The sequence below is a fragment of the Microbacterium sp. LWH11-1.2 genome (genome assembly GCF_038397745.1).
GTDB lineage: Bacteria > Actinomycetota > Actinomycetes > Actinomycetales > Microbacteriaceae > Microbacterium.
This window is the reverse complement of record NZ_CP151636.1, coordinates 1,961,447-1,986,041: the sequence shown is the minus strand read 5'-3', so window position 1 is coordinate 1,986,041 and position 24,595 is coordinate 1,961,447. Positions and strand designations below refer to the sequence as shown.

The window sequence follows — 24,595 nt, the reverse complement described above, 5'->3', positions numbered from 1 at the left end:
TGTTCGGTGACGACTGTGTTCGGTGACGACTGTGTTCGGTGACGCCTAGGCGACGTTCTGCGTGGCGGACGCGACGCCGCGCGTCGCGCGGGCGGCTGCCTGATCGACCAGCCAGCCGAAGACGGGATCGGTCCCGAAGACCTCCGGATGCCACTGCACCCCGACGACCGGGAATCCCTCGAGCTCGATGGCCTCGACGATGCCGTCCGGCGCCCAGCCGGTCACCACGATCCCGCTCCCCGGCACGTCGACGGCCTGATGGTGGAACGAGTTGACCCGTGTCGTCTCTCCGTAGAGGGCGTGCGCGACGCTGCCCGCTGCCGTGTGCACGTCGTGCACGCGGTGCGCACGGGGGTAGGCGTACGAGCCGTGCGACTCTCCGTCGCCGTAAGCGAGGTGCGGATGGAGCGTGCCGCCGCGGACGACGTTGAGGAGCTGCGCGCCGCGGCAGACGCCCAGCAGAGGGACGGCTCCGTCGATCGCGGCCTCGATGAGTCCGGCCTCGAACTCATCACGCTGCGGATCGATCTGCGGCGTGAACGGTCCCGGCGTCCGACCGTAGCGGCGCGGGTCCACATCGTCGCCGCCGACGATCACGACGCCCTCGAGGCGTTCGACGAGCTCCGCCGGCGCAGCATCCATCGGTAGGTGCACCGGCAGGCCGCCGGCGTGGAGGACGGATGTCGAGTACTCGCTGAGATATGCCTCGAGCGGCGCGTCGGCGAAGCCGTGCGGTGCGCCGATCGCGGAGCCCCGCAGTCGTCGACCGGAGATGCCGATCAGGGGGCGGGCCAGGGCGGAGGTGCCGATGATTTCCATCCTTCGTCTGCAGTGGTCGGGGGCCTGGGTCAGGCGTTCTCGTCGAAGCGACGCATTATCTGCGCGTACGCCTCGGGGGCCTTCGCCCGCATGACGGCGGCCTGCACGAGGCCGATCACGGGCGCGAGGACGACGACGGCCACCAGCGTGACGCTGATCGGCCCCCAGGCGGGGTTCCCCTCTGCATCGACGTCGCTCACGAGCAGGGGGAAGTTGGCGGCGATGAGCACGGCGGAGACGGCCAGCCCGAGGAAGCCCAGGGTCGGAGCGATCACGGTGTGCCACGGGCTCCGCAGCTGGCGCGTGCGGCCGAAGTACACGACGACCGCGAGGCAGGTGACCGCCATGAGGATGACGATCGCGAGCGTCCCGATACCGGCGAACCAGGCGAAGATGTTCTCCGGCGCGAAGCCGATCAGCGCGAGCACGATGATCGCGAGGCCGGAGGTCGCCACCTGCACGATCGAGGCGACGTGCGGTGAGCCGTGGTGCCGGTGGACGGCGCCGACGCGGTGCGGCAGCACGCGGGCGTTCGCCATCGCGTGGTGGTAGCGGGTCAGCACGTTGTGCAGGGACAGGACCGCCGCGAACATGCTGCCGAGGAACAGGATGGCGACGGCGATCGAGCCGACCGGGCCGAGGTACTGTTCGGTCACGCGGGCGATCAGCGTCGTGGGGTCGGCGGCCGCCTCGTCGATGATCGCGCCTTCGCCGACGCCGATCACGATCGCCCAGGCTGCGAAAGCGTAGAACACGCCGATGACGATCGCGGAAGCGTAGGTGGCGCGCGGGATCGTGCGTTCCGGCGTGCGCACCTCGTCACGGTAGACGACCGTCGACTCGAACCCGATGAAGCTCGCGATGGCGAACATGAGGCCGAGGGCGGGAGCGCCCGAGAGCACGTTCTCGAGCAGGAACGAGCCGTAGGTCACGCCCTCCGCTCCCCCGGTGACCAGGATCACGATGCCGAGCAGCACCACGATGCCGATCTCGGCGAGCAGCACGACCACGAGCACGCGGGAGCTGAGCTCGATCTGCCGGTACCCGAGCGCGCCGACGATCGCCACGGTGGCGAGCGTGAGCAGCCACCACGGGATCTCGGGGCCGCCCAGGAGGGCGATGCTGGAGCTGATCGTCGCCCCCAGGTAGGAGAACACCGCGATCTGCACGGTCGTGTAGCAGATGAGGGCGAGGTACGCCGTGGCGAGGCCCGGGGTACGACCGAGTCCGTGCGTGGCGAAGACGAAGAACGAGCCCGCCTTGGGGAGATAGCGGCTCATCGCCGTGAGACCCACCGAGAAAAGCAGCAGGATCACGGTGGCGACGAGGAACATGACCGGGAAGCCGATGCCGTTCCCCACGAGATAGCCGATCGGCACCAGGCCGCCGACCACCGTGAGCGGCGCCGCCGCGGCGATCACCATGAAGGTGACCGAGACCGCCCCGAGGTTTCCGCGGAGGCTGCGGTCCTGTGCTGTTCCTGCGCTGCGCGACGTCGTTGTCGAAGCATCCATGCGAACATCCTTTTGCCGATTGGACTAATGGTCTACTTTCTAGCCCATTAGTTCAACCGGCGCAAGAGTCGCACGACGAAGAGGCCCCTTCTCCTCCCGTCATCACGCGAGAGGCAGGGCCGCAGACGGCGCGTTCGGTGTGGCTAGCGCAGCAGCCCGAGGTTCGCGAGAGCCAGGCGGATGAGCGTGCCGCGGCCGCCCTCCATCTCGGCGGCGACCGCGTCGGATGCCGCGGCCTCCGGCGGGAACCAGGTCACCTCGAGCGCGTCCTGACGCGGCTCGCAGGTGCCCGTCACCGGCACGACGAACGCCAGCGACACCGCGTGCTGACGGTCGTCGTGGTATGCGCTCACGCCCGGGATGGGGAAGTACTCCGCCACCGTGAACGGCAGCGGCTGCGGCGGGAGCAGCGGGAACGCCATCGGGCCGAGGTCGTTCTCGACGTGACGGAAGAGCGCGTCGCGGATCGTCTCGCCGAAGCGCACTCGACCGGACACGATCGTGCGGGTCATCTCGCCCATCGGCGTCGAACGCAGCAGGATGCCGATCTCGGTCACCTGCCCGGACCCGTCGGTGCGCACCGGGATCGCCTCGACGTAGAGCATCGGCAGATGCCGACGCGCCTCTTCGAGCTCGATGTCGCTCAGCCACCCGGGATTCGAGCCGGGTGCCGACGGATTCGCATCGCGGAAGGCGCCGAGACCGTCGTCTTCGGGTTCCGGGTCGGGATCAGGTGTGCGGACGGACATGTGTCCTTTCTACCAGCCGCGCCTGACCGTGCGAGGTGGGGCGCGTCGGATGCCGCTGGCAGGATGTCGGTGTGAGCGAGAACCTGACGATCGACGACGCCGCGACGAGATGGTCGTCCGAAGAACGAGGACGGATGCCGCTGCTCGTGCTCCTGCACGGCTACGGCGCCGACGAGCACGACCTGTTCGGCCTCGTCCCCTACCTGCCCGACGGCATCGCCGTGGCATCCGTCGCGGCTCCCCTCGCACCGCCGTGGCCGATGCCCGGCCGCTCGTGGTATCCGATCGAAGGACTCGACGGCCGGAGCCCCGACGCGGTGACATCCGCGGCCGAAGCGTTCCTGCGCTGGCTCGAGACCGCGGTCGGCGACGCCCCCTCGGTCGCACTGCTCGGCTTCTCGCAGGGGGCTGCGGTCGCGCTGCAGACCCTCCGCCTCGCGCCGGAGCGCTTCGGCGCGATCGTGGCGCTGAGCGGCTACGCGTCGCCCGGGCCACTCCCCCGCGATGAGGAGCTCCGGGAGCTGCGCCCCGCCGTCTTCTGGGGCCGCGGAACGAACGACGACGTCATCCCTCCCGCCCTGATCGACCACACCGCCCAGTGGCTGCCCGACCACTCCGAGCTCTCCGGCCGCGTCTACACGGGGCTGACGCACAGCATCTCCGAGGAGGAGCTCGCCGACGTGCGTCTGTTCCTCACCAAGTGGATCGACGGGATCGTCGCGTCCTGACCTGCGACACGCCCGGGGTTGCGCGTCGCGACACGCCCGGGTATCGTCGATGCGTCCTGTCCGCCGTGTCTGGAAGTCCTTTGATCTGATCCGTCGCCTCCGCGCCCCTCTTTCCGCGCGCTGACCCGACGACCCTTCGACAGGCTCAGGGACCCATCCCGTTCCGGGACCATCCCCTTCCGGGACCATCCCGCTCAGGGACCATCCCGCTCCGGGACCGCCCCGCGCAGGGACCGCCCCGCGCAGGGACCGCCCCGCTCCGGGACCATCCCGCTCCGGGACCATCCCCTTCCGGGACCCTTCTGCCTCTCCAGGACCTTCCGCCTCCGCTCCGACCGCTCGCGGCTCGTGACCGAGGTCCGGCGTCAGTGCACCCTCGCACTCGACAGGAGACATCCCATGTCACAACCCACCCTTCACGCGTCGGTCACTCTCGACCGACTCACCTTCACCTGGCCGGACGGCTCGCACGCTCTCGACGGACTCTCGGGCGCCTTCGGCTCCGGGCGCACCGGTCTCGTCGGCCGCAACGGCGCCGGGAAGTCCACGCTGCTGCGCCTGATGGCCGGCGAACTCGAACCGACATCGGGCGTCGTCACGGCATCCGGCGATGTCGCGTACCTTCCGCAGCAGCTGACGCTCGACGTCGATCGCCGCGTCGCCGAGCTCCTCGGCGTGTCCGAGGCGCTCGACGCGGTGCGCGCGATCAGCACCGGTGACGTCGACCCGGCGCACTTCGACGCGGTCGGCGACGACTGGGACATCGAGGCGCGCGCCCAGGCGTCGCTCGCAGAGGCGGGCCTCGCCCCGGACTTCCTCGACCGCCGGGTCGGCGAGCTCTCGGGCGGCGAGGCCGTGCTGGTCGCGATCGCCGGCATCCGCCTGCGTCGTGCGCCGATCACGCTCCTCGACGAGCCGACCAACAATCTCGACCGCGACGCCAGGGCGAAGCTGGGCGCGATGGTGCAGGCCTGGAAGGGCACGCTCATCGTGGTCAGTCACGATCTGTCGCTGCTCGAGCTCATGGACGACACCGCCGAGCTGTACGCGCAGAGCCTGAGCGTCTTCGGAGGCCCGTACTCCGAATGGCGCGCCTGGCTGGATGCCGAGCAGGATGCCGCCAAGCAGGCCGAGGTCACCGCCGCGCAGGCGTTCCGCAAGGAGAAGCGCCAGCGCATCGAGGCCGAGGTGAAGCTCTCGCACCGCACCCGCACGGCGAAGAAGGCCGAGATCGAGAAGCGCGTCCCGAAGATCATCGCGCATGGCCGCAAGATGGCGGCCGAGGTGTCGGCGGGCAAGCTCCGCACCGAAGTCGGAGCGAAGGAGGAGGCTGCGCGCGCGACCCTCGACGAGGCCGGGCGCCGGGTGCGCTCGGACGCGTCGATGAAGATCGAACTGCCGGATCCGCAGGTCTCCCGGTCGCGGCGCATCGCGATGCTCGGCGACGAGGAGCGGGCGTGGGTGCTCCAGGGCCCCGAGCGCGTCGCCCTGATCGGGCGGAACGGGGCCGGCAAGACGACCCTGCTCGAACGTCTGGTCGCCGGTGCACCGCAAGTCGGCGTTCACGATTCAGCAAGAACTCGCGACGACGGCGCGGATCCGGCGATCCCGACCGAATCCGGCGCGTTCTTGCTGAATACGGAACGGCCGCCCCTCGTCGCCGAGGCCCTCACCGACCGCATCGGCTACCTGCCGCAGCGGATCGACGGCCTCGACGCGGACCGCTCGGTGTTCGAGAACATCGCGGCTGCCGCCCCGCAGGTGCCCGAGAAGGAGCTGCGGAACCGGCTCGCCCGGTTCCTCATCCGCGGTGCGACCGCCGAGCGCCCGGTATCGGCGCTCTCCGGCGGCGAGCGCTTCCGGGTCGCTCTGGCGAAGCTGCTGCTCTCGGACCCGCCGCCGCACCTCGTGGTGCTCGACGAGCCGACGAACAACCTCGACATCGATACGGTCGACCAGCTCGTCGAGGCCCTGCGGGCCTACCGCGGAGCCGTGCTCGTCGTCAGCCACGACGATGCGTTCCTGGCGCGGCTCGACCTGGATCTCACGCTCGAGATCCAGGCCGACGGCACGCTGAGCGAGGTCTAGCTCAGCGGAGACACCCACCACGGCACGACTCCCACGGCGACCTGTCGGAGCGTGCCGTCCTCCTGCAGCACGAAGAGGGTGTTCGGGTACCAGGAGTCGGGGGCGGCGGCGAGGACCGCCGTCGTCCCCGACGGTCCGGTGATCGCGCGCACGGCATCCGCACCCATCTCGACCGTGTCGACGAGCTGTCCCGTCGCGATGTCCACACTGCTGAGCAGCCTCTTGTCGGCGTTCACCGATTCCCGATGCTGCACGAGTACGAACCCGGTGCCGGATGCCGCAGGGGCCGGGATCGACTCCCCGGTCAGTCGGCTCGCCGCCTCGAGGAGAGCCTCGATGTCGTCGGGATCGACCCCGGTGAAGTCGCCCTCCAGGAACTGGCCGGTGTCGAGCATCACGCCGGGACGCGGCTCCGCACCCGTCTCGGGGAGGATCTCCGCGTCGACCAGTTCGGTGCGGCGGACGAGCTGCTCATCGGACGACGTGATCACCAGGGCGTCGCGATCCACCGCCGCGGAGAGCGGCTCGATCGCGAAGGTCGTGCCGTCGGGGGCGATGGCCGTGTCGACGAAGCGCGTGAGCGCGCTGGTGTCCAGGAACGCCGAAGCGCTCAGCGTGCCCTGCCAGCGGCTCGCCACCGCGGCATCCGCCGGCTGCGCATCCAGCGCGCCGACAGGGATCTGCACGAATCCCCCCGAAGCGGTGAGTGCCACCACGGCGTTCGCCTCGGCGTCGTAGCCGTAGGCCGAGGCGGAGAGCACCGCGTCGGCGCCGAGCCCGGAGATGCCGGTGCCCTGCGCCTCGATCGCCCCTGTCGCCGCGTCGAGGATCACAAGGCCCTCGTCGGTGCCGATGTAGACCCGCGACGAGTCGCCGGCCAAGGCGACCGCCTCGCTCGCGAGCTCCTCGTTCAGCCGCTGGTCCCACAGGGCCTCGCCGTCGGAGAGCCGGATCGCAGTCGCCCGCGTCTGGAAGATGGACTCGAACAGGCCGGGACGGGAGGAGTCGGCGTAGACCACGACGGCCACGTCCTGCTCGTCGATGCTGAGGACGGCGGACCCCGGCAGGATCTCGACATCGCGGGTCGGCGGCGTGGAGATCCAGGCGACCAGGGCGATCGTGCCTCCGACGAGGACCGGCGCCAGGAAGAAGCCGAGGAACCGCAGCCGGATGCGCCGGCGCACCTTCCGCGGGTCCCGCGGCCCTCGCGTCGGCAGCGACGTCGACTGCAGCGGCAGGACCGTGGTGCCGTTGAGCACATATCCTCGCGACTCGTTGGTGTTCATGTCGCCAGGATGCCGTGGCGCGCGGGATCTCCCGATCACGGGTTCTCCGTCGTGCGCGCCCGAGCGGACCCTCTCTCTATAGGCTGGCGACATGAGTGCGCCTGCCGAGCTCACACCTGTGAGCGCCGACGTCGATGCGGTGGTCGCGCTGTATCCGCGGGCCCAGGTGATCGCGCAGGCATGGCAGGAGCTGGGCGACGGCGTCGCCCCGTTCAGCAACGGCTCCGGGCGCCCGCTGGCGCGCACGATGAAGCTCATCCTCGACCCGCTGGTGATCCGCCCCGTGCAGAATCCCGGTCTCGCGGGCGGCACGCTGACCGCCGAGGCCGCCGACGAGCTCCGGGACCGCATCCGCGCCGCGCGCGTCGAGCTGGCGGCGGCGTCCGCCTGGTTCCTGGAGCTCAAGGCCGCGCGGCGGCGGTTGCGCATCACCGAGGGCAATCCGCAGGAGAAGTACTTCCAGCGGTGCTACGAACTCGCCCGCAACGCCGGGGCCCCGAGTCACGATGCGGATGCCGTGGCCCGCGAGGTCGTGTCGGAGATCGCGCAGGCGTCCGGCGACTCGCTGCTCGCGCAGGTGCGGCAGCTGCTGCGCGACGGGGACGAGACCCCGCGGCTGGTCGCCGAGCTCGCCGACGCCTGGGCATCGCGTCCGACTCCCGGGGCGCACCCGGTCGCGCTCGACGCGATCGCGCGAGCTCTCGACGCCTGCACCGGCGACGGACCCGACGCGGACTTCGCCGCGCTGATCGAGGCGGATGCCGGGACAGCGGCCGCGTCCGCGCTCGACGGCGACGGCGCGGCCCGGGCGCTGGGACTGACGCGGAACCCCGCGCCGCTGCTGCCCTCTCTCGGCGGGACGGCCTCGAAGCGCGATCTGCCGCTCCCGTTCGACCGGTCGATCTTCGAGCGGCTGTTCGCCGCCCTGTCCGGCGGTGCCGCCCCTGAGCTGGCCGTCGACGCCCGCGGACTCGTCGAAGAGGAGATCCTCCGGTCGGCACGCGCGTGGGAGCTCGGCGAGGAGGAGAGCCGCGTGGCGATGGTGCTCGGCGTCGAGGCGAGTCGTGCTCTCGAGGCGGCCGAGGTGATCGACGCGCAGCGTCTCACCGCCGCGCACCGCCGGCTCGCCGCGCGCTGGCGGCGTGAAGCCTATGTACGGCGGGCGCTGCGGCTGCCGATCGAGTTCAGCGGGGTGCCGGCATCCGTCGTCGCCGACGTCCGCGACGTGCGCCGCGGCTATCTGCGGCGGCTCTGGGTGCGCCTGCACGGACGGGAGCTGCGCGATCAGGCGATCGCGGCGGATGATCTGTGGGATCTGCTCGACGGCGTGCTCCGCTCGGTCGTGATGGATCAGCGTCAGCGGCTGAAGGTCGCGATGGGCCGCGGAGCTGTCGGGGCCATCGGATCGGAGGCGGCGTGAGCACGCTGATCCGGGTGCGCGACGGGGTCGCGCACCTCTCGTCCGGAGTCTCCGGGGTAGAGGATCCCTCGTTCCTGACGGCGATCGTCGAGGGCGCCGGCGCACTGCTGCACTGGGACGCGACCGCGGGGGCGAACTGGCCGGATGCCGACATCGACGACATCGCGGCGGCGAGCGGATGGCTCGCCGACGTCTACGGTCCGGCGGTCGCCGCTGCCGCGTCGTCGGAATCGGACGCGGCCGTCGAGATCGCGGACGCCGATCCCGGCATCGTCGAGGCCGTGCTCCGGCTCGGGCACCTGGCATGGGCGCGCGCGTGGTGGCCGGCGGGCGCACGGATCCCCGCCCTCGACCCCGCACTGCTCGCGGCGGAGATCGCGCTGACGAGCCACCTCGTCTCGCATCTTCTCGACGACGAGGATGCCGTCGAGCACGCCCTGCGAGATGCGGCCGATGCCGCCTCCCGGCTCGCGGCGCTCCCACTCGCCCTCGCTCCCGACGGCGCGGCCGTATCGGCGGAACTCGCCGAACTGGCCGACGACCACGGCATCGCCCTCCTGCCCGTCACGACCGCCCGGGAGGAATGGGCGCTCGCGGCGGGTGGTGCAGGGCCCGCCTCGGCCGGGATCGAGCTCGCGACGGGTGCGGATGCCGTGCGCTGGGCCGACGTCCCCGCCCAGTCCGTCGACGCCGAGGGCGAGGCGCGCTGGTGGCTGCGGCAGCACGACGGACGCATGACGCTGCGCGTCGAGGTCCCGGCGGTCGACGCCGATGTCGCGGCGACGACGCTCGCGGCGCGGTTCGGACCGTCGGATTCCGCGGTCGATCTCGCTCTCGAACGCGTCGGCGACCGGTTCTCCGGCGAGACCGATGTGCCGGCATCCGTCGCCTTCCTCCCCGCCGGCGAACGCACCCTCTGGGTCCACGATCCGGTGCTGGCGCCGTCGCCGGGAGCGCCGGAGACCGCCGAGGCTCGCGACACCGTGATCCGGTTCGCCGCCGATCGCCTCGAGTCTCCGAGCACGTCGCTCGCGGAGCGCAGCGCAGGGGCGAGCCGGTGAGCGACGAGGAGGCCCGGCCACCGAGCGCGATCCGCGGACGCATTCCGGCGACGGCCCGCTGGAAGAGCGGGCGCGACATCAACAACGCGGCCGCGATGCTGCTGCACGAGGGGCGCGTCGACGAAGGGGCCGCGAAGCTGCGCGAGGCGGTGGCGCTCACACGGGTGGACGACATCGACGGCGAGGGGCTCGATCTCCGCGCGCGAGCACTGTTGAATCTGGCCTCGGCCCACGAGTTCGGCGGGGACCTCGACGGCGCCCTCCGCCTCACCGACGAGGGGCTCGACGCGGCCGCGCAGGCCATCGCCCTCATCGGCGACGAGCGTGCGACCCGCACGGTGCAGATCAACGGGATGCTGTCGCGCGCACAGACCCTGACGCTCATGGATCGCCTCGACGAGGCGCTCGACGGCATCGCCGATGCCGAGGCCCGGCTCGACGACCCTGCCGACGACGAGGTCGACCAGCACGACCTGCTCGCCTTCGCGGTGCACAACGCCCGCACCGCGGCGCTGATCATGACCGGCCGCCTGCAGGAGGCCGAGGACGAGGCGAAGCGCGGCCTGGCCATCGCCGTGACGGTCGGCCCCGAGCTCTCCGGACACGCGTACGCCAACCTCGGCGTGATCGCCCAGCGCACCGGCGACGATGCCGCCGCGCGCGAGTATCTGCAGCTCGCGCAGCACGCCCAGGAGCTCGGCGGTGATGCCACCGGCCGACAGCTCGCGATCGAGAACCTCGCGCGGGAGGCGATGCAGGCGGGCAGGCACCGCGAGGCGGAGGACGGATTCCGGAAGGCGGCCGAGCTCGCCGGGCGTATCGGCCTGAAGACGCGGCTCGCCGCCAGCCGCACGGGGCTCGCCGCCGTGCAGCTGCAGGCCGGCCGTGCGGGCGCCGCCGCCAAGACCCTGCGCGTCCTGCTGAACGACCTCGGGCAGGATGCCGCGGTGCACGAGCGACTCGAGGCACAGGCGTTCCTGGGCGACGCGGAGTCGGCGCGGCACCGGTACCCGGCGGCGGACGACGCCTACCGGGCGGCCCTCGACCTCACCCGTTCCGCGAGCGAGCGCGCGCGGGTGAATCTGCGCCGCGCCGAGATGCACGCCGAATGGGCCGCCATGTCGATCACCTCGCGGTCTCGGATGCTGCGCCTGGAGAAGGCGCGCGATCTGGCCGTCCCCGTGCTGCTCGTCACCGAAGCGCTCCGCGACGGCTTCGCCCCCGGGGGCACGCGCGAGCGCTGGAGCCTGCAGGTCGCGGCGCCCGCACGCGAGCTGGCGTTCCGGCTGGCGCGCACGCTCGGAGACGCCGCGCTGCTGTTCGAGCTCGTGGAGAACGCGGCCGCCGCCGTCACGCTGCAGGCGGTCGCAGAGACCGCCGACACCGCGCCCTCCACCGGCGCGCTGCTGCCCTTCCGGATTTCTGAGCCCCCGTCCGAACCCGACGCGCCTTCCGACGCGCGGCCTTCCGACGACCTCGACCAGCTGCCCGCCGCGGCCGCCGGGCTGGCAGGCGGGCTGGCGGGCGGTGCGTCGGCGACGGCATCCGTCCGGTTCGCGCCACCGCCGCGCGTCGTCGCGATGCCGGGGGCAGCCCCCGTGCTCGCTGCCTGGATCGACACGGCAGAGGCCGAGTACGGCATGACCCTGCGATCGACGACGGTGGTGGCGACGTGGTGAGCGGGGGCAACTGGCGCGACATCCCGCAGCTGGGCGCCCCGCTGCCGATGACCCGGACCGACGGCGACGCCGTGCTGACCGACCTGCCGCCCGGCGTCCGTCCGACCGCCCGGCTGCGCTACATCGACGCCGACGACCTGCTCGTGAGTTGGGTGTGGGAGCACCAGCGCAGCTCGCCGCGCATGACGATCATCCCGCGCGCGCACGTCGCACCGGTCATGGACGAGCTCGCGCAGGCGCTTCCCTCCCCTCTGCCGGGCGAGAGCGGGCTTCAGGCGCTGCAGCGCGCACTCACGGATGGTGCGCTGCTCGATCCCGAGCGCGAGCAGTCCCTCGCGGCCCAGCTCGCCTCTGTGCTGGTCCCGTCGTGGCTGAGCGCCGAGCTGAACACGCTCGCACAGGCCGGGCTCCGACCGCTCCTGCGGGTGCAGCTGTCGCCGTCGACCGCGCAGGTGCCGTGGGAGCTGATGAGCATCTCGGGCGGCGAACGCGGCATCGACCTGGCCGATGTCTCGGTGCTGCTGCCGGCGACGCTGCGCAATGATCCCGCGCGCACGATATCGCCGTGGTCCCCCTCGTCGCCCGTGGCTGCCGTGCTGGACCCCGTGGTGCCCGGGTTCTCCGCGACCGGAGAGCTGGGGAGCGTGCTGGGTCCCGTGTCCGAGGGGTCGCCGCTGGCGAGGGCGATCACCGACCTCGGACCCCGACGGGTGCCGTTCGGCGAGACGTTCCGCCGGGCGGACATCGGTCGTCTCGCCCTCGCGGATGCGGTGGTCGATGCGGGGAGACTCCTCTATGTCGGGCACGTCACCGCGTCGACGCACGCCCTGGACGCGCGGCTGCATCTTTCGGACGGCGCAGATGCCCCGGGCAGCACCCCGCTCATCGGAGCGCATCGGCCGTACTCCGCCGCCGAGATCGCGCTGGGCGGAGCAGGTCTCGCACCCCTCCGCGCACCGAACCGGGTGGCCCTGATCGCGTGCGACTCCGGCACGGACCTGCGCTTCGCCGAGCCCACCGGACTCGTGGCCGCCTTCCTGCACAGCGGCGCGGAGTACGTGACCGCCACGCGATGGACGCTGCCCACGGAGGCGGGGCTGCGCCGTCTCGTGCCGGGTCTCGGCGAGCGCGCCGAGGGGATGCTGACCGAGGCGATCGTCGCCGTGAACGCGGCGCACGAGCAGGACGACCCGATCAGTGCGCTCGGAGCCTGGCAGCGAGAGCGGCGGGAACTCTGGACCTCGACCGGCGACCCTCGTCACTCGCCGATCATCTGGGCCGCGTTCGCGACCGCGTGGGCCCCGGCACCGGCACGGCTCTGACGGCAGGTCTCACACACGTCTCGATCTCATCGCCTTCGTGTGGGCGAGCGCGGGGTCGGCGGCGAGCAGCTCGTATTGCTCGGATTCGCGCGGCACGAGCGCCACGCGGCCTTCGGCGTCATGATGGATGCCCCAGCCGTAGCGCTTGCCGAGGGGCGAGGAGCGCAGACACGGCTGCCCCTTCGAGAAGAACTCCTCGCGTGCCGCGGCGTCGTCGACGGCGATGCCCCGCCGGAGTGCATGCGTCTCGAAGATCACGTCGTCGGAGGTGCGACTGTAGGGCTGTTCCACGATCAGGCGATGATGCAGGGCGGCGATCGACGGCGAATCCGCCAGCGGCGGCTCCTCCGCGTGGTCGGTGGGGCAGTCCTCTGCGACCTCGATGAAGGTCTCGCGATAGTTCGTCGTGTGCGTCACCATGGCCTCAGCATCGCGCACAGGTCGGACATCCGTCGCGTGCGCCGTCAATCCCCGCCCCGATGTCGGTGGTCTCGGGGAAGATGGACGGATGGGGGATGTGCTCGAGCGCTTCACTCCGGCCACGCAGGACTGGTTCCGGGGTGCGTTTCCCGCGCCCACGCCGGCCCAGGCCGGCGCGTGGGACGCGATCTCCGCCGGCAAGCACGCGCTCGTGGTCGCTCCGACCGGTTCGGGAAAGACCCTGTCGGCCTTTCTCTGGGCGATCGACAGCGTGTTCCGCGAGCACATGGACCCTTCGACAGGCTCAGGGACGCAGGGGAAGCCGTCGCTGTCCGAGAAGCTCGAGAAGTCAGAGAAGCCGAAGAAGGATGCCGCGCGCACCCGCATCCTCTACATCTCGCCGTTGAAGGCCCTCGGCGTCGATGTCGAGCGCAACCTCCGCTCCCCGCTCATCGGCATCGGCCAGTCGGCCAGGCGCCTCGGTCTGCCCGCGCCGTCGGTCACGGTCGGCGTCCGGTCGGGTGACACCACCTCGAGCGATCGACGCAAGCTCGTCTCCGACCCGCCCGACATCCTCATCACGACCCCCGAGTCGCTGTATCTGATGCTCACCAGTCGCGCCGGCGAGACTCTGCGCGACGTGCACACCGTGATCATCGACGAGGTGCACGCGGTCGCGGCGACCAAGCGCGGTGCGCACCTCGCGGTGAGCCTGGAGCGCCTCGACGCCCTGCGCGCCTCGCACGGCAACGCGACCGCGGCGCAGCGCATCGGCCTGTCCGCGACCGTGCGCCCGATCGACGAGGTCGCCCGATTCCTCGGGGGTTCGGCTCCCGTCGACATCGTCGCCCCTCCGGCGTCGAAGACCTTCGAGCTCTCGGTGGTCGTGCCGATGGACGACATGACCAATCCCCCGCCGCCGCCGGGCCCTTCGACAAGCTCAGGGACCCCGCCCGCGGAAGACGCGGAATACACCGAGGTGACGGGTTCCGTCTGGCCGCACGTCGAAGAGGCGATCGTCGACCGCATCCTGCAGAACAACTCGACGATCGTGTTCTCGAACTCCCGGCGGCTCGCCGAGCGGCTGACGGGCCGCCTCAACGAGATCTACTCCGAGCGCATCGGGGCCGCGCTGCCTGCCGCCACCGTCCCCGCCGCGATGATGGCCCAGGCGGGCGCGACCGCGGGCGCCGATCCGGTGCTCGCCAAGGCGCACCACGGGTCCGTCTCGAAGGAGCAGCGGGCCCAGGTCGAGGAGGAGCTGAAGTCGGGCGTACTCCGCTGCGTCGTCGCGACGAGCAGCCTCGAGCTCGGCATCGACATGGGCGCGGTCGACCTCGTGATCCAGGTCGAGGCGCCGCCGTCCGCGGCATCCGGTCTGCAGCGCGTCGGGCGTGCGGGCCACCAGGTCGGCGAGATCAGCCGCGCGGCCCTGTTCCCCAAGCATCGCGGCGACGTGCTGCACACCGCGATCGTGACCGAGCGGATGCTCGCGGGCCGGATCGAGGCGATCCAGGTGCCGCGCAATCCGCTCGACATCCTCGCCCAGCAAACCGTCGCGGCGAGCGCGCTGGGCGCGATCAGCGTCGAGGAGTGGTTCGAGACGGTCCGCCGCTCGGCGCCCTTCCAGTCGCTGCCGCGCTCGGCCTACGAGGCGACGCTCGACCTGCTCGCGGGTCGGTTCCCCTCCGACGAGTTCGCCGAGCTCCGCCCGCGGCTGGTCTGGGACCGCGATGCCGGCACCCTCACCGGGCGTCCGGGCGCGCAGCGGATCGCGGTGACCAGCGGCGGCACGATCCCCGACCGCGGGCTCTTCGGCGTCTTCGTCGCGGGCGAGGGCGCCGGCCGCCGCGTCGGCGAGCTCGACGAGGAGATGGTCTACGAGTCGCGGGTCGGCGACGTCTTCACGCTCGGCACCACCAGCTGGCGGATCGCCGAGATCACGCACGACCGCGTCAACGTGATCCCGGCCTACGGGCAGCCCGGCAAGGTGCCGTTCTGGCACGGCGACGGCATCGGGCGCCCGTTCGAGCTCGGCGAGGCCCTGGGCAAGTTCTCCCGCGAGGTCGCGGCGGCGACCCCCGAGAAGGCGGCGCAGCGTCTCATCGAGGCGGGCCTCGACGAGCAGGCGCGCACCAACCTCATGGCCCACCTCACCGAACAGCGAGAGGCCACCGGCACCCTGCCGACCGATCGCACCCTCACGGTCGAGCGCGGGCACGACGAGGTCGGCGACTGGCGTGTGATCCTGCACTCGCCGTACGGCATGAAGGTGCACGCGCCCTGGGCTCTGGCGATCAACGCCCGCATGCGCGAGCGCCTCGGCGTCGAGGGTTCGGCGGTCGCGAGCGACGACGGCATCATCGTGCGCATCCCGGACGCCGAGGCCGAGCCGCCGGGCGCCGAGCTGTTCGTGTTCGACCCCGACGAGCTCGAGGTCCTCGTCACGCAGGAGGTCGGCGGTTCCGCGCTGTTCGCCTCGCGCTTCCGCGAGTGCGCGGCACGCGCCCTGCTCATGCCCCGCACGAACCCGAACCGCCGCAGTCCGCTCTGGCAGCAGCGCCAGCGCTCGGCGCAGCTGCTCGAGGTCGCCCGGCGTCATCCCACGTTCCCGGTCATCCTCGAGACGCTCCGCGAGGTGCTGCAAGACGTGTACGACCTCCCGTCGCTGCGCAGACTCGCGACCTCGATCGCCGACCGCCGCATCCGCCTGGTCGAGACGCAGCCCGGCCAGCCCTCGCCGTATGCCCGCGACCTGCTGTTCGGGTACGTCGGCGCCTTCATGTACGAGGGCGACTCGCCGCTCGCCGAACGCCGCGCCGCCGCGCTCTCGGTCGACCCGGCTCTGCTGGGCGAGCTGCTCGGCACGGTCGAGCTGCGCGAGCTCCTCGACCCCGACGTCATCGCGCAGTTCGAGCGCGAGGCTCAGCGGCTCGACCCGGAGCGGCGCGCCCGCGGCCTCGAGGGCATCGCCGATCTGCTGCGCATGCTCGGCCCGCTCGATGCCGACGAGGTCGCCGCGCGCCTCGATCCGGAGACGGTCAGCTCCTCGGCATCCGCTCTTCTCGATGAGCTGATCACCACCCGCCGCGCGATTCCCGTGACGATCGGCGGAGTGAGCCGTGTCGCGGCGATCGAAGACGCCGGGCGCCTCCGCGACGCGCTCGGCGCCGCGCTTCCCACCGGCATCCCGGTCGCCTTCCTCGAGCCGCTCGCCGATCCGCTCGGCGACCTCGTCGCCCGGCATGCCCGCACCCACGGACCTTTCACGACGGATGCCGTCGCCACCCGCTTCGGCATCGGCGCGGCCGTCGCCCGACACACCCTCCAGCGTCTCGAGAACGCCGGTCGGCTCACGAGCGGGTACTTCCTTCCCGAGGCCGCCGGTTCCGGGTCCGACATCGAGTGGTGCGACACCGAGGTGCTGCGGCGCCTGCGCATGCGGTCGCTCGCGGCGATCCGCGGATCAGTCGAGCCGGTCTCCCCCGAGGCGTACGCGCGCTTCCTGCCTGACTGGCAGCACCTGGGGCGTCCGCTCGAGGGCCTCGACGGGGTGCTCACTGTGATCGAGCAGTTCGCCGGCGTCCCGATCCCGGCGAGCGCCTGGGAGTCCCTGGTGCTCCCGTCGCGCGTCCGCGACTACTCCCCCACCATGCTCGACGAGCTGACGACGGCCGGCGAGGTGATCTGGTCGGGCCACGGCACGCTGCCCGGTCGCGATGGCTGGGTCTCTCTGCACCCGGCTGATCTCGCGCCGTTCACGCTCCCGGAGCCCGACGCCGAGATCGCGACCGATTCGCTGGAGGCACGCGTCCTCGCCGCGCTCCAGGCGGGCGGCGCGTACTTCGCGAGCCAGTTGAAGGAGATGGCCTCCGCCGAGAACGAGCAGTCCGTGCTCGAGGCCCTGTGGAACCTCACCTGGTCGGGGCACGTCACGAACGACACCTTCGCACCGATCCGCTCCCTGCTCGCCGGCGGTTCGCAGGCGCATAAGGTCACCCGCCGCGCCCCCCGGGCCCGCACGTACCGGGGCATGTCGCTCACCCGCACCGCCCCGCGGCCCGCATCGATCGGCGGACGCTGGTCGGTGCTGCCCACGATCGAGACGGATGCCGCCCGTCGCGCGACCGTCACCGCAGGACTGCTCCTCGACCGCTACGGCGTCGTCACGCGGGGCGCCGTGCAATCCGAGGGTGTTCCCGGCGGATTCGCCCAGGCGTACCGCGTGCTCGCGGGCTTCGAGGAGGCCGGGCACTGCCGTCGCGGCTATGTGATCGAGCGGCTGGGCGCGGCGCAGTTCGCGGCATCCGCCACGGTCGATCGACTGCGCACCTACGCCGGGCTCGCCGATCCGCCTCCGCGCGCCGCCGTGACCCTGGCTGCGACCGACCCGGCCAACCCGTACGGCGCCGCGCTCGGGTGGCCCAAGCGCGACGAGGTGTCGCATCGCCCCGGGCGCAAGGCCGGCGGTCTCGTCGTCCTCGTCGACGGAGCGCTCGTGCTCTACCTCGAGCGCGGCGGCCGCACCGTGCTCTCGTTCAGCGACGACGGCGCCGTGCTGCGCGCGGCGGCGTCCGACCTCGCGGCGACGGCGCGGGCCCGCCGGCTCGACACGCTCACCGTGGAGAAGATCGACGGCGAGGGCGTCTACGGGACCGAGCTCGCCCTCGCCCTGCAGGAGGCCGGCTTCGTGGCGACGCCTCGCGGCTACACCCTTCGCAAGGCCGTCTGAACGTTGGAGTGGTACCATATATGGTACGAGAAGGGACCGATATGGCCATCACCACCAGCGAAGCACGACGAGACCTCTTCGGGCTCATCGAGCGCGTGAACCTCGATCACTCCGAGGTGGAGATCACGTCGCGCCGGGGCTCTGCCGTCCTCATGTCGAAGGCCGAGTACGACTCGCTCATCGAGACCACGCACCTCCTCCGGTCCCCCGCGAATGCGAACCGCCTCCTGTCCGCCCTCGCGGCCGCCCGGGCGGGCGACGTCGCGGAGCACGAACTTTCCGAGGCATGAGTCAGCGACTCCTCGTCTGGACCGCCGAGGGCCGGGAGGACTACGTCTACTGGCAGACGCAGGATCGACGCTCTCTCAAGCGCATCAACATGCTCATCGCGGACGTGCTCCGAGACGATCCGTTCGACGGAGTCGGCAAGCCCGAGCCGCTGAAGCACGTCCTGGCAGGGGCCTGGTCGCGGCGTGTAGACGAGACGAACCGCCTCGTCTACACCGCGACGGATCACCACGTCACGATCCTGCAAGCCCGCTACCACTACTGACCTACGCTGAGAGCCATGATCCGAGAGTTCGCCGCCGGCATCCGCACCCTGCTCCGCGGGTTCGGCCTGTGGCGCACGCGCCCGGGACTGATGAACCTCGGTCTGATCCCCGCGATCATCACGATCGTCGTCCTGGGAGCGGTGCTGATCCCCCTGGCCCTCAACATGACCTCGATCGCGGCCTGGATCACGCCCTTCGCCGAGGAATGGCCGGCGCCGTGGAAGGGCCTGGTCCGCGGTGCGGTCGGGTTCGTGGTCGTCGTCGCGGCGCTCGCGCTGTCCAGCGCCGTGTTCACCGCGCTGACCCTGACGATCGGCGACCCGTTCTATCAGCGCATCTGGCACGCGGTCGAGGTCGAGCTCGGCGATGCCCCGCCGGAGGACGGCGGGGGCTTCTGGACCACCGTGGCGGAAGGTCTGCGGCTGGTGGTGCTCGGCATCCTGATCGCGATCCTCGTGCTGCTCATCGGCCTCATCCCTGCCGTCGGCGGATTCCTGGGCCCGGTGGCCGGTGTGGTCCTCACCGGGCGGCTTCTCGCGCGCGAGCTCACCGGCCGCGCCTTCGATGCCCGCGACCTCTCCCCCGCCGATCGCGCGACCCTGTTCTCGGGGAGCCGTGCCCGGGTGCTCGGGTTCGGCGTCGCCACCCAGCTCTGCTTCCTCATCCCCGGCGGTGCCGTCGTCGTGATGCCGGTGGCCGTCGCCGGGAGCACGATGCTCGCGCGCGACATGCTCGCCCGGACCGCCCTTCCCTCGGGCCATTCGACAAGCTCGGGGCCCCAGGTCCCGGGCTCAGGGCCCCAGGTCGCGGGGTCAGGGACCCAGGTCGCGGGCTCAGGGACCCAGGTCGAGGGCTCAGGGCCCCAGGTCCCGGGCTCAGGCACCCATGCGCTCCCGAACACGCCCGGAGCCTCCTGATGCCCGAGGGCGACACCGTCTTCCGCACGGCGCGGCGCCTCGACGACGCGCTGGCCGGGGGCGAGGTCACGCGCTTCGACCTCCGGGTGCCGCGCTTCGCGACCCTCGACCTCACCGGTCAGCCGGTCCATGGCGCGGCCTCGCGCGGCAAGCATCTGCTGCTCCGCATCGGCGACAGCACGCTCCATTCCCATCTGCGCATGGACGGCGCCTGGTTCGTCTACCGTCCGGGCGAGAAGTGGCGTCATCCGGCGTTCAAGGTGAGGGCCATCGTCGGGACGGCCGAACGCGAAGCCGTCGGCGTGGACATCGCCGAGATCGAGGTCGTGCCGACCCGCGACGAGGCTGAGCTCGTCGGATATCTGGGACCCGATCCGCTCGCCGACGACTGGGACATGGCCGAGGCCGTCCGCCGCCTGGGCGCTGACACGCGCAGCATCCACGTCGCCCTCCTCGACCAGCGCAACGTCGCGGGGTTCGGGAACGAGTACGCGGCGGAACTCCTGTTCCTGCGAGGAATCCTTCCGACGACCCCGACACCGGAGGTCGACGTCGCCGCCCTCCTCTCGCTCGGCGTCCGCACCATCCGCGCCAATCGCGATCGCCCCTCCCGCACGTTCACCGGCATCGACCGGCCCGGCCAGGCCGCGTGGGTGTACGGACGGTCCGGCCGCCCCTGCCGACGCTGCGGAACGAAGGTCCTGCGCGGCGAGCTCGGCGCCGATCCGCCCCGGGAGCGCATCACGTTCTGGTGCCCGTTCTGCCAGCGCTGACGCGGTTCTCCGACCCCGCCGACACACATCCATCCGCGGGAATGAATCCGCGCGTCCTGTGGTTGTTGATATATCCGGGGAAACTCCGGAACACGGGAGGAATCGTGGGCAAGAACTACGTCGACATCGAGAACGACCAGGGAGCGACGCTGCGGTACCGCAAGCACGCCAACGGTCGCGGTCTCGTCGCGCATGGAGCCAAGGTGCACCCGAAGGCGCACGTCGAAGCCGGCGCGTACATCGAACCGGGCGCGCGCATCGGCGCCGGAGCGACCATCGCTCGCGGCGCGTGGATCGAACCGGATGCCGTGATCGGCGAGGGTGCGCACATCGAGGCGCACGCGCACATCGGTCAGGGTGCCGCCGTCGGCGACAACGCGTACGTCGGTGTCCGCACCGAGGTCGGACCCGGAGCGCGCATCGTCCGCGGCGCACGCATCGGCGACGACGAGACGGTCGCCGCCGGACTCACCGTCGCCACGACGTCGAAGGGCCTCTGGCTCGCCGCCTGAACGCGCGGAGGCATCGCCGACCCTCAGAGCAGGCGACGCTCCGACGCCCACACGGTGAGCTCGTGCCGTGACGAGAGCTGCAGCTTGCGCAGCACCGACGACACGTGGGTCTCGACCGTCTTGATCGAGATGAAGAGCTCCGAGGCGACCTCCTTGTAGGCGTAGCCGCGAGCGATCAGCCGCATGACCTCCTGCTCGCGCGCCGAGAGGCGGTCGAGCTCGTCGGTCGCGGTGGCGATCTCTCCGGCGACCGCGCCGAAGGCGTCGAGGACGAAACCCGCGAGCCTCGGCGAGAACACCGCATCGCCGCCGGCCACGGCGTGCACGGCGCGGCTCACCTCGGCACCGGACGACCCCTTGGTGATGTATCCGCGGGCCCCGGCCCGGATCACCCGCACCACGTCGGCGGCGGCATCCGACACGCTCAGCGCGAGGAACCGGGACGCCACCGGCATCGACCCCCGGATGACGGACTCCCCGCCCGTGGAGTCGTCGCCGCCTCCGCCGGGCATATGCACGTCGAGCAGCACGACGTCGGGCTGCGTCTCGCGGATCACCGCGATCGCCGACGGCACGTCGGCGGCCTCCCCGACCACGTCGACGGTCGCGTCGAGATCGGCGCGGAGGCCGGAGCGGAAGATCGAATGGTCGTCGACGATCACGATCCGGATGCTGTCAGCCACGGTCGCCCTCCTCTTCGCGGCGACTCTGCGCCGTCGGCTCGTCCTGCGGCGGGCCCGCCGGGTACGGGGCCGCTGCGCCGCGCGGCGCCGTCGTGATGCGCAGATGCACCTCGGTGCCGTTCTCGTCGCTGCGCAGGGTGCCGGAGCCGCCGGCGCGCCGCATGCGCCCGATGATCGACTCGCGCACACCCAGCCGGTCGCTCGGCACGTCGTCGAGCCGGAATCCAGTGCCCCGATCGCGGACGAACACGTCCACGCCGGTCGCGCTGCCCTCGATGTACACCGAGATCTCGCCCTCGGCATGCCGCGCGGCGTTCAGCATCGCCTCGCGTGCCGCGGCGGCGAGCTCGCCGCTCGCGCGCTCCGTGGACAACCCGGCCGACACCACGTCGATCCGCACCGGGTAGTCGAGCTCCAGTCCCCCGGCGTAGTCGCGCAGGTCGGTCGCCAGGTCGCTGTCGGCGGGGGCGTCGCCGTCGTACAGCCAGGCGCGCAGCTCGCGCTCCTGCGCTCTCGCCAGACGCGCCGCCTCGCTCGACGCGCCGGCCCTGTTCTGGATCAGCGCGAGGGTCTGCAGCACGGAGTCGTGCAGATGCGCGGCCATCTCGCTGCGTTGCTCCTCGCGGATGCGTCGGACCCGCTCCCCCGCGAGCTCGCGCCAGCGCGGGATCAGCGTCGACGAGATGACGGCGAGGAGTCCGGCGAGCGGGATCAGCACGAGCGCGACCCCACTGCTGCCCACAGGGCTCGTGAGGAGCAGGCCGAACAGCAGCGCGAGGAGCAGGGCCGAGAGGATCCGCAGCGTCATCGTGTGCCGCGGACCGCGGGCCGTGTCGGTCCGGTCGATCAGGGTCGCCCAGAGACCTGCGCCGGTCGCGAGGGCCACGGTGGCGAACACGACGACGGCGGCGGCGTCCGAGGGGACGGCTCCGTCGATCCCGCCGCCGCGGGCCTGCCAGAACACGACGATGAGCGTGCCCACGACCGCCGGCGCGAGCAGCAGCCAGGCCACAGGCATCCGTCTCGACGGCGATTCCTCGCCCTCCGCCCACGGCGCGAACGTCCAGCACCAGGCGTAGAGGAGGATGCCCGCGCCGCCGCACACCGCGAGAGCGAGGAAGAGCGCGCGCACCATCCAGACGCGCACGCCGAGGTGACGGGCGAGACCGGCGCTCACACCGGAGACCAGGCAGTCGCGGTCGCGCGTCAGCGCGGGTCGGGGCGCGCGTTCGGACGCCGCGACGCGGGAGGGTCGCGCGGAGGCGGGCGCCGAAGAGGACATGTCGACATCCAATCATCCGGGCCGGTCATCCGGGGCGTCCCCCGACCAGAATCAGGGGTCGCTCAGGGGTTCACCCCATGGCAGGGAGGGAGTCTCCACCGTCAGGATCGAATCATGACGATTCCGACTGCGCCTCCGCCCCCCGCCGACCACGCCGATCCCGGCGCAGGCTCCCCGGGTCCGGTCGCCCCGCAGGGTGCCGAGCGCTTCCTCCTGTGGGTCGCCGGTCTCGGCGTCGCCCGCTCCGACGGATGGCTCGGCGGAGTCGCCGCAGGCATTGCGGCGCGGCTGCGCATCGACCCGCTCATCGTGCGCGGCGTGCTCGTGGTCGCGGCGCTCTTCGGCCTGCCCGTGATCTTCCTCTACGCCGTGGCCTGGGCCCTGCTGCCCGATGTCGACGGACGGGTCCACGCCCGCGACCTGCTCCGGCAGGACTACCAGCCGGTGCAGCTCGGCATCCTGGGGATGGCGATCGTCGGACTCATCCCGACGGCGCCGCTCACCGGCCGGCTGTTCGGGTTCGGCTACGAGAGCTGGTCGGCGCTCGCGCTGTTCGGCTGGATCGTCGGCCTCGTCGTCGTGGGCGGCCTGCTCTTCCTGATCGTGCGTGCTGCGAGCCGCACCCCGGGTGCTTCCGCGCCTGATCTGCCGATGGCTTCCGCAGATCAGGCGGCCCCGGCCGCGTCCGCCCCCCTCGTCGGTTCGGGTACCGCCGAGGGGGCGGACGCCACTTCCGCACCCGCTTCTGCACCCACCTCCGCACCCGCACAGCCGTTCGACGGCGTCGGAGAGGTTCCCCCCGCACCCCCGGCGCCCCTGCCTGCCGGCGTCCAGGACCCCGCCGACGTCGCCGCGTGGCGCGTGCAGCACACGGCGTGGAAGGAGCAGGACCAGGCCTGGCGCCGCCGCCAGCAGGATGCCGAGCGCGCCGCCAGAGACCAGCTCCGCCGCGAGCGCCAGGCCGAGGCCGCGGTGTTCGCCGTGGAGGCCGCCGAGAGGCGCCGGATCCGCCGCGCCTCGAACCCTCGCGCGGGCTTCGCGATCGTCGCATCCGTGATCGGCCTCGCGATCGTGACCGGTGCCGTCGTCGGGCTCTGGAGCGGCGCAGACGGCACGGGCGGCGCGCTCGGCCTGCTGTCCGCGGCCCTGGTGCTCGCGCTCGGGATGATCGTGGCCGGCGCGTTCCGTCGGCGGAGCGGCTTCCTCGCCTTCACGACCGTGCTCACGCTCGCGGGCGGGCTCGTCGCCGGCGGCTTCTCCGCCTTCCAGGACGTGACGCTCGGCTGGGCATCGATCTCCAACAACGAAGCCGCTCACGTGCGGCAACCGTTCGGAGAGCTCTCCATCACCCTGAACAGGCACGATGGCGCGCCCCGACCGATCGTGGTCGAGAAGGGCACCGGCAGCACCTGGATCTCGGTCGATCCCGGCGTGCAGCTCGATCTGCGTGCCACGCTCGGGACCGCCGACGTGAGCTGGGTCCGCGTGGAGGCCGACACCGGCATGATCATCGACAGCGGCATCTGGACCGGCACGGAGCGCGGCGGCGAATCGGTCGTCTCCGAGGTCATCGGCGCGGAGAACGCCACGACGACCACCGTGCAGCGCGTGACCATCGCGCAGACCAGCGGCGAGATCAACATCACCGTCATCGAACCCGAGGAAGAGGACCAGCGATGAGCATCCCGACGACGACCCCCGCGACGACCGTCGCATCCGCTCTCCCCGCCGAGACGCCGACGCTGCCGCGCACGCGCTGGGCGGCCATCATCTGGGGGCTCTTGTTCGCCGCCGTATCGGCGATCTCGCTCTGGCTGATCGCCGACGACGACCGCCGAGCGGGCATCTCCGACTGGGCGCTGTCTCTCACGCCCGTCACGATCACGACGCTCCTGATCCTGACGATCGGGGTGCTCCTGCTCGTCGCGGGCGCGTCGGCCCTGCTCCGCCGGGTGCAGCGCGGGATCGCGGCCCGCGGCGAGCAGCATCCGCTCGGCCACGTTCCCGCCGAGTAGGCGCCTGCCCGCCGGGGTCGTCCGCCCCGGCGGGTACCCTG

General features: G+C 71.9%; 21 protein-coding genes. 14 read left to right on the top strand and 7 right to left on the bottom strand.

All coding sequences use genetic code 11. From position 1 onward, the window contains the following. Positions 1-45 precede the first annotated feature (45 nt). The 3 genes from MRBLWH11_RS09515 to MRBLWH11_RS09505 all read right to left on the bottom strand — a co-directional run bounded on the left by MRBLWH11_RS09515 (position 46) and on the right by MRBLWH11_RS09505 (position 3,082). Positions 46-819 (bottom strand): gamma-glutamyl-gamma-aminobutyrate hydrolase family protein, encoded by a 774-nt coding sequence (locus MRBLWH11_RS09515; protein WP_116635614.1) that lies wholly within the window; start codon positions 817-819, stop codon positions 46-48. 29 nt (positions 820-848) lie between these two features. Continuing rightward, positions 849-2,333 carry an APC family permease gene (locus MRBLWH11_RS09510; protein WP_116635613.1) on the bottom strand — a complete coding sequence of 495 codons (1,485 nt, stop codon included), beginning with the start codon at positions 2,331-2,333 and terminating at the stop codon, positions 849-851. Between the two features lie 143 nt (positions 2,334-2,476). Beyond that, on the bottom strand, positions 2,477-3,082 hold the full coding sequence (locus MRBLWH11_RS09505) for a DUF4916 domain-containing protein (protein WP_341947703.1): 606 nt from the start codon (positions 3,080-3,082) through the stop codon (positions 2,477-2,479). 71 nt (positions 3,083-3,153) lie between these two features. Here MRBLWH11_RS09505 and MRBLWH11_RS09500 point away from each other — a divergent pair, with 71 nt between their 5' ends. Together MRBLWH11_RS09500 and MRBLWH11_RS09495 are read left to right on the top strand one after the other, a co-directional pair. Then, on the top strand, positions 3,154-3,810 hold the full coding sequence (locus MRBLWH11_RS09500; RefSeq protein ID WP_207769968.1) for an alpha/beta fold hydrolase: 657 nt from the start codon (positions 3,154-3,156) through the stop codon (positions 3,808-3,810). A gap of 399 nt (positions 3,811-4,209) precedes the next feature. Continuing rightward, positions 4,210-5,898: an ABC-F family ATP-binding cassette domain-containing protein gene (locus MRBLWH11_RS09495; RefSeq protein WP_116635611.1), complete on the top strand. Its 1,689-nt coding sequence runs from the start codon at positions 4,210-4,212 to the stop codon at positions 5,896-5,898. On the opposite strand, the gene MRBLWH11_RS09490 is transcribed toward MRBLWH11_RS09495, so the two are convergent. Next, positions 5,895-7,184 carry a PA2928 family protein gene (locus MRBLWH11_RS09490; protein ID WP_116635610.1) on the bottom strand — a complete coding sequence of 430 codons (1,290 nt, stop codon included), beginning with the start codon at positions 7,182-7,184 and terminating at the stop codon, positions 5,895-5,897. The genes MRBLWH11_RS09495 and MRBLWH11_RS09490 overlap by 4 nt on opposite strands. Positions 7,185-7,275: 91 nt before the next feature. Here MRBLWH11_RS09490 and MRBLWH11_RS09485 point away from each other — a divergent pair, with 91 nt between their 5' ends. From MRBLWH11_RS09485 to MRBLWH11_RS09470, 4 genes are read left to right on the top strand one after another with little or no spacing between them, the layout of a single operon-like run. After that, positions 7,276-8,604 (top strand): hypothetical protein, encoded by a 1,329-nt coding sequence (locus MRBLWH11_RS09485; protein ID WP_133192802.1) that lies wholly within the window; start codon positions 7,276-7,278, stop codon positions 8,602-8,604. Next, positions 8,601-9,665 carry a hypothetical protein gene (locus MRBLWH11_RS09480; RefSeq protein WP_116635608.1) on the top strand — a complete coding sequence of 355 codons (1,065 nt, stop codon included), beginning with the start codon at positions 8,601-8,603 and terminating at the stop codon, positions 9,663-9,665. Before MRBLWH11_RS09485 ends, MRBLWH11_RS09480 begins: the two co-directional genes overlap by 4 nt. Then, entirely contained in the window at positions 9,662-11,344 is a 1,683-nt protein-coding gene (locus tag MRBLWH11_RS09475; RefSeq protein WP_341947700.1) for a hypothetical protein, read from the top strand. Before MRBLWH11_RS09480 ends, MRBLWH11_RS09475 begins: the two co-directional genes overlap by 4 nt. Then, entirely contained in the window at positions 11,341-12,666 is a 1,326-nt protein-coding gene (locus MRBLWH11_RS09470; RefSeq protein WP_341947699.1) for a CHAT domain-containing protein, read from the top strand. Before MRBLWH11_RS09475 ends, MRBLWH11_RS09470 begins: the two co-directional genes overlap by 4 nt. A 9-nt stretch (positions 12,667-12,675) precedes the next feature. Here MRBLWH11_RS09470 and MRBLWH11_RS09465 read toward each other — a convergent pair whose 3' ends face one another. Further along, positions 12,676-13,086, bottom strand: coding sequence for a DUF6157 family protein (locus tag MRBLWH11_RS09465; protein WP_341947698.1), 411 nt, complete (start codon positions 13,084-13,086; stop codon positions 12,676-12,678). An 88-nt stretch (positions 13,087-13,174) separates the two neighbouring features. Between MRBLWH11_RS09465 and MRBLWH11_RS09460 the strand changes: the two genes are divergently transcribed. The 6 genes from MRBLWH11_RS09460 to MRBLWH11_RS09435 all read left to right on the top strand — a co-directional run bounded on the left by MRBLWH11_RS09460 (position 13,175) and on the right by MRBLWH11_RS09435 (position 20,574). Further along, positions 13,175-17,818 (top strand): ATP-dependent helicase, encoded by a 4,644-nt coding sequence (locus MRBLWH11_RS09460; RefSeq protein WP_341947697.1) that lies wholly within the window; start codon positions 13,175-13,177, stop codon positions 17,816-17,818. A gap of 41 nt (positions 17,819-17,859) precedes the next feature. Beyond that, the gene (locus MRBLWH11_RS09455) at positions 17,860-18,108 is read left to right on the top strand and encodes a type II toxin-antitoxin system prevent-host-death family antitoxin (protein WP_116635603.1); all 249 of its coding nucleotides are present in this window, start codon (positions 17,860-17,862) and stop codon (positions 18,106-18,108) included. Continuing rightward, positions 18,105-18,371, top strand: a complete 267-nt coding sequence (locus MRBLWH11_RS09450; protein WP_116635602.1) for a Txe/YoeB family addiction module toxin — start codon at positions 18,105-18,107, stop codon at positions 18,369-18,371. Before MRBLWH11_RS09455 ends, MRBLWH11_RS09450 begins: the two co-directional genes overlap by 4 nt. 15 nt (positions 18,372-18,386) lie before the next feature. Beyond that, a complete protein-coding gene (locus MRBLWH11_RS09445; RefSeq protein WP_341947696.1) occupies positions 18,387-19,289 on the top strand; it encodes an EI24 domain-containing protein in 903 nt (300 codons plus the stop codon). After that, positions 19,289-20,062, top strand: a complete 774-nt coding sequence (locus MRBLWH11_RS09440; protein ID WP_341947695.1) for a DNA-formamidopyrimidine glycosylase family protein — start codon at positions 19,289-19,291, stop codon at positions 20,060-20,062. Before MRBLWH11_RS09445 ends, MRBLWH11_RS09440 begins: the two co-directional genes overlap by 1 nt. Before the next feature lie 104 nt (positions 20,063-20,166). Beyond that, positions 20,167-20,574, top strand: coding sequence for a DapH/DapD/GlmU-related protein (locus MRBLWH11_RS09435; RefSeq protein ID WP_116635599.1), 408 nt, complete (start codon positions 20,167-20,169; stop codon positions 20,572-20,574). A gap of 23 nt (positions 20,575-20,597) precedes the next feature. On the opposite strand, the gene MRBLWH11_RS09430 is transcribed toward MRBLWH11_RS09435, so the two are convergent. Beyond that, positions 20,598-21,257: a response regulator transcription factor gene (locus tag MRBLWH11_RS09430; RefSeq protein ID WP_341947694.1), complete on the bottom strand. Its 660-nt coding sequence runs from the start codon at positions 21,255-21,257 to the stop codon at positions 20,598-20,600. Continuing rightward, positions 21,250-22,539 carry a PspC domain-containing protein gene (locus tag MRBLWH11_RS09425; RefSeq protein ID WP_341947693.1) on the bottom strand — a complete coding sequence of 430 codons (1,290 nt, stop codon included), beginning with the start codon at positions 22,537-22,539 and terminating at the stop codon, positions 21,250-21,252. The genes MRBLWH11_RS09430 and MRBLWH11_RS09425 overlap by 8 nt, the downstream gene beginning before the upstream one ends. A gap of 114 nt (positions 22,540-22,653) precedes the next feature. Here MRBLWH11_RS09425 and MRBLWH11_RS09420 point away from each other — a divergent pair, with 114 nt between their 5' ends. Both MRBLWH11_RS09420 and MRBLWH11_RS09415 read left to right on the top strand, forming a co-directional pair. Beyond that, entirely contained in the window at positions 22,654-24,219 is a 1,566-nt protein-coding gene (locus tag MRBLWH11_RS09420; RefSeq protein WP_341947692.1) for a PspC domain-containing protein, read from the top strand. Further along, on the top strand, positions 24,216-24,554 hold the full coding sequence (locus tag MRBLWH11_RS09415; protein ID WP_341947691.1) for a hypothetical protein: 339 nt from the start codon (positions 24,216-24,218) through the stop codon (positions 24,552-24,554). Before MRBLWH11_RS09420 ends, MRBLWH11_RS09415 begins: the two co-directional genes overlap by 4 nt. The last annotated feature ends 41 nt before the right edge of the window (positions 24,555-24,595 follow it).

Coding starts and splice junctions, on each gene's coding strand:
- MRBLWH11_RS09450 (WP_116635602.1), top strand. CDS start 18,105: ATGAGTCAGCGACTCCTCGTCTGGACCGCCGAGGGCCGGGAGGACTAC.
- MRBLWH11_RS09495 (WP_116635611.1), top strand. CDS start 4,210: ATGTCACAACCCACCCTTCACGCGTCGGTCACTCTCGACCGACTCACC.
- MRBLWH11_RS09515 (WP_116635614.1), bottom strand. CDS start 819: ATGGAAATCATCGGCACCTCCGCCCTGGCCCGCCCCCTGATCGGCATC.
- MRBLWH11_RS09505 (WP_341947703.1), bottom strand. CDS start 3,082: ATGTCCGTCCGCACACCTGATCCCGACCCGGAACCCGAAGACGACGGT.
- MRBLWH11_RS09420 (WP_341947692.1), top strand. CDS start 22,654: ATGACGATTCCGACTGCGCCTCCGCCCCCCGCCGACCACGCCGATCCC.
- MRBLWH11_RS09510 (WP_116635613.1), bottom strand. CDS start 2,333: ATGGATGCTTCGACAACGACGTCGCGCAGCGCAGGAACAGCACAGGAC.
- MRBLWH11_RS09455 (WP_116635603.1), top strand. CDS start 17,860: ATGGCCATCACCACCAGCGAAGCACGACGAGACCTCTTCGGGCTCATC.
- MRBLWH11_RS09425 (WP_341947693.1), bottom strand. CDS start 22,539: ATGTCCTCTTCGGCGCCCGCCTCCGCGCGACCCTCCCGCGTCGCGGCG.
- MRBLWH11_RS09445 (WP_341947696.1), top strand. CDS start 18,387: ATGATCCGAGAGTTCGCCGCCGGCATCCGCACCCTGCTCCGCGGGTTC.
- MRBLWH11_RS09490 (WP_116635610.1), bottom strand. CDS start 7,184: ATGAACACCAACGAGTCGCGAGGATATGTGCTCAACGGCACCACGGTC.
- MRBLWH11_RS09465 (WP_341947698.1), bottom strand. CDS start 13,086: ATGGTGACGCACACGACGAACTATCGCGAGACCTTCATCGAGGTCGCA.
- MRBLWH11_RS09415 (WP_341947691.1), top strand. CDS start 24,216: ATGAGCATCCCGACGACGACCCCCGCGACGACCGTCGCATCCGCTCTC.
- MRBLWH11_RS09460 (WP_341947697.1), top strand. CDS start 13,175: ATGGGGGATGTGCTCGAGCGCTTCACTCCGGCCACGCAGGACTGGTTC.
- MRBLWH11_RS09485 (WP_133192802.1), top strand. CDS start 7,276: ATGAGTGCGCCTGCCGAGCTCACACCTGTGAGCGCCGACGTCGATGCG.
- MRBLWH11_RS09440 (WP_341947695.1), top strand. CDS start 19,289: ATGCCCGAGGGCGACACCGTCTTCCGCACGGCGCGGCGCCTCGACGAC.